This is a genomic window from Bacteroides sp., from assembly GCF_052357945.1.
GTDB lineage: Bacteria > Bacteroidota > Bacteroidia > Bacteroidales > Bacteroidaceae > Bacteroides.
In genome coordinates this window covers 1-3989 of sequence record NZ_DAWCXD010000244.1, presented here as the reverse complement: position 1 = coordinate 3989, position 3989 = coordinate 1, and the positions used below count along the sequence as shown (strand labels likewise).

The window sequence follows — 3989 nt, the reverse complement described above, 5'->3', positions numbered from 1 at the left end:
CTTTATCAATGACGGGCAACTTACTATCTTTTGATTTTATGTCGAACTCACGTTTTATTAGTTACTCTGAAGCGTTACAATAGAACGCGCCGGAATCTGAACAATCTTCCCACTTTTCACTGTCCCCACCGGAAGCAAATCTTCCCCCTCTTTATCTGAAGTACGATAAATCTGCCATTGCGCATTTCCTACTTTTCCTTTATGAATAGAAAACTCTTTTTCTTCATTGGCATAGTTAATAACTACTATCACATACGTTCCGTCTACGTTCTTATAAGCAGAACACATCAATCCTTGCTGGTCGGTGTCGCCGTCAGGAATCAGAGCACCTGTCTGATCGAAAGCGGAAACAGATAGCCGGACTGCTCCCGGACGGATAAAACGGCTATAATTTCCTAAAGCCCACATCAGTTTAGAATCCTCTACTGTACCATCCAAGAAGTTATCGTCTGTTGTATACTCACGAATCAGTCCGTCTTTGTAGTCACCGCCAATGGCACGCCACCATTGCCAGCTTTCAGCTCTGGCATACACAATATCATGATGAATGATACGTGCCACATAGAGCGCTGTCTTCATTGTACGATCGAAACCATTTCCACCACCAATTTCTTCATCATTACCCATGATGCAAGTCTCCGTTTGCCAGAAGCCAACTTGATGTTTATCTAAGGTATCCCGCAACTGGCAGCGGATATTACGTAATTCACTTAACGGAGTCGTTGTCCAATAGCTATGACCAAGCATCAGGCGGGGAACATTCGGAGTATCTCCTAAATATGTATCTACACTATCCGGACAGAAAAAGGCTTGAATCTGATAACCCCGTTGCCAATCTGTTTCGTGAGTGCGGAACATACAGCGATAATCGGAAGATTCATTCACCAAAATCTGCGTATCCATATTCCGGCTTACAAATTCTTTGCTTAACAAACGGACAGTATGAGCTACTTCTTTGTTGGTTGCCGGACAACCTTCTTGTTTCGGTCCTACCCAATTCCAATGTCCGTCCGGTTCGTTGAAAGGACAGATGTAGTTGAGCTTGATGCCATCATGTTCTTCTACGCCTTGTACTACATCTGCCAGAAAACGGACGTACTTTTCATAACAATCCGGCTTCAGATTTGCCGTACCTCCACGACCGGTATTGGTTGCCAATCCGTTCTGTGTATAATGTACGGGAGGCGAGTTCAGGAAAGCCAGGAATTTATTGACTCCCCGTTCCTTTGCCAGTTTCAGAAAATTTCGTTGTCCCTGTTGCTTGTTCCAGTCGTACGTTCCATCCGCGTTCTGAAAACACTCGGCTCGCATCCAGGGAGAAGCGATCTGACTAGTCTCCCCTTGTTCCGCACTGCCTGCACCGACATTGAAACGCCAGAGGGACAGGCCGATACCTTTCGGCTGTCCGTTCACATCATTTTCTGTACTGAACAGCCAATCGGCTACCTGGTTTTGTTTCTCTTCCGGCCAAAGTCCGATAAACTGCATACTCCAGGCGTCTGAAGCACTAAAATATGCCATCGTTTGACAAGGCTTATCCGTTTCTATCTGATAACTTACATCAGGAACAGATTGAGAACATCCACCCGCCACACATACAAACAGAAAACCTAAAATCGCTACTCTCTTTTTACCTATAATCCTATTCATCTATAATCTTTCATTATTCAAATCATACAATACAATTCCGTCCTGAAACAACCTAACCATCTACCGAAATCAGGAAAGATATTATTAAGGAGTGGGTATTACTTGCTTGATGCTCCCATCTTCATTAAATTCCATACGATCTATACATACTTCACGATGAACACCGGGATCACTTTTGAGATAATTCTTATTAATGCGATGATAAATAATATACCACTTATCAGTGCCGGGAACTTGCAAAACAGCATTATGAGCAGGACCGTATATTTCCTTTTCCGGGTTTTGAATCAGTATAACAGGATTCTTAGCTACTTTAATTGGTCCCAAAGGTGAGGTTGAAGTGCCATAAGCTACATGATAATTGGGAGACCCTGTATCATCTACCGACCACATGAAATAGTAAAGTCCGTTACGGTAGAACACATAAGCAGCTTCACGATAAGCATAATCCTGCAAAGTGCCTCCTTCGGGAGTCATCACTGTGACCGTTTCCTTCTTAATGGAAACCATATCCTCATTCAGTTCCGCACCTGCCATATAGCCATTTCCCCAATACAGATAAGACTTCCCCGAAACCGGATCGGTAAACACATCCACATCTATTTGCTGACCGTTTCCGGTGGGTGAATCCGTTACAATGGGATGCCCTAAATCAACAAACGGCCCCGTAGGAGAATCGCTCGTAGCTACTCCAATCTGTTTTCCTCCGCCTGCTTTCGGATTACCGCTGTAGTAAAAGAAGTATTTATATTTTCCTCCTGTCAACTTCTCTTCAATACAAGGTGCCCACGCATTACCATCCGCCCAAGGTACCTGATCTGATTTCAAATCCAGCATTGTCCCTTCATCCTTCCAATTCTTTAAGTCAACAGACGAAAAAACGGTAAAATACCAACCACCCCATCCAGGCTGTCCGTCTGTGGTGGAATAGATATAGTATTTCTTAGTCTTGTTAGAATATAAAATTTCAGGATCAGCATGGAAACCTGGTAACACAGGATTACCAGATAACGCGAAAGCAGGCAGCGTCACTGCCAATATCAGGCCGATTATAATCAAAGTTTGTTTAATAGGTGCTATCATATTTTCATGAGTTGGATAAAAAGGGGAAATATCTGGTTGTGATACTCCCCCTCCGGTATTTACATTCTTGATACTATTTATTTCAATGCTACTTTAATAGATTGGCTGTAACAATATTCCGATGATTTGTCTGATTTAACTCCGACACGAGCGTAAAGATAGGATTCATTGAGTAAGCCACTTGGAATCTCAATTTCAGCAGTGTTCTCCTGATTGAGTGAAACGGTATTACCCAACGCCAACTCCGCTTCCTTTTGTTTCTCATCCGTCAGGATACCTGTTCCCAAATAGATGCCTACATTCTCCAGATTGGCATCGGCAACTACCTTATTAATAGTAAACCGTGCGGTAACCTTGTTGCCGTTTCTGGCAAAAGATACGTTTCTGACAGAGAAATACGGTGTCACAGGAATATCCTGCACAGTGTTTCCTTTCACTGTAATATAAATTGTGTCATTAGAAGGTCTTTCCCAAGGAGCATTACCCATACGCACCAATTTATAATCACCATTGAAAAGGGACACGGAATAGCTTCCGTCCTGCGCAACATACACCGGAATAGAGCCATGCAAAGCATAACCGTCCTGGAATAAAGCAAACTCTGAACTTCCGCTTCTAACCCCTACCGCTTCACCGTCATAAATTGCTCTTCCGGTCAACGTAGCCTTAGGTTCCTCAAAGTTGTCGTAGCTGCAACTGCTTACTGCCAACAAACAACATATCATAATAAAGAAAGGTATAATCTTTTTCATAATCTCTTATTTTTATTGGAATGGATTCTTCACAATCGTCGGATTGTTATTAATTACATCATCAGCAATGAATGAATAATAGTTAGACTGCTGGAAGGTTCTTGCCACCTTGAAACGTTCGGATTTCGTCTTTACAAAAATGTACTTGTCCTGATCCGATGTTCCCGGTTTTGGTTTGGCAATACGATAAGGATATAAACCGTAAACGATCGCTTTATCGTTATCTGTATTTCCGTTCCAGGTGATATCAGCTATTCTCCATCGTTTCATATCAAAATAACGGTGATCTTCGAAAGCCAGTTCCACACGACGTTCGTTCTGAATCTTTTCTATTGTCAGGCTTGTCAGGCTGTTGGCCGGGAAACCGGCACGCTGACGCAAGCGGTTGATGTAGGGTAAAGCTGTCGGCTCGTCATTCAATTCGAAAGCAGCTTCGGCAGCATTCAAATAGATTTCACCCAAACGGAACCAAGGCCACCAGTTTTCAGCGTAGTTACGGAGAGT

4 protein-coding genes are annotated in these 3989 nt (G+C 43.0%); all 4 read right to left on the bottom strand.

Annotated features, from left to right (window positions below; genetic code table 11):
* Positions 1-57: 57 nt before the first annotated feature.
* Positions 58-1650: a glycoside hydrolase family 30 protein gene (locus ACT8YW_RS22165; RefSeq protein WP_444107169.1), complete on the bottom strand. Its 1593-nt coding sequence runs from the start codon at positions 1648-1650 to the stop codon at positions 58-60.
* Positions 1651-1734: 84 nt separating this feature from the next.
* Positions 1735-2733, bottom strand: a complete 999-nt coding sequence (locus ACT8YW_RS22160; protein ID WP_444107168.1) for a family 43 glycosylhydrolase — start codon at positions 2731-2733, stop codon at positions 1735-1737.
* Between the two features lie 77 nt (positions 2734-2810).
* On the bottom strand, positions 2811-3485 hold the full coding sequence (locus tag ACT8YW_RS22155) for a DUF3823 domain-containing protein (protein WP_009001171.1): 675 nt from the start codon (positions 3483-3485) through the stop codon (positions 2811-2813).
* 12 nt (positions 3486-3497) lie between these two features.
* The coding region (locus ACT8YW_RS22150) for a RagB/SusD family nutrient uptake outer membrane protein (protein WP_444107167.1) at positions 3498-3989 on the bottom strand (492 nt) is incomplete at its 5' end.

What these genes read in the sequence shown, in the direction of transcription:
- ACT8YW_RS22160 (WP_444107168.1), bottom strand. Translation starts at nt 2,733, where the DNA reads ATGATAGCACCTATTAAACAAACTTTGATTATAATCGGCCTGATATTG.
- ACT8YW_RS22155 (WP_009001171.1), bottom strand. Translation starts at nt 3,485, where the DNA reads ATGAAAAAGATTATACCTTTCTTTATTATGATATGTTGTTTGTTGGCA.
- ACT8YW_RS22165 (WP_444107169.1), bottom strand. Translation starts at nt 1,650, where the DNA reads ATGAATAGGATTATAGGTAAAAAGAGAGTAGCGATTTTAGGTTTTCTG.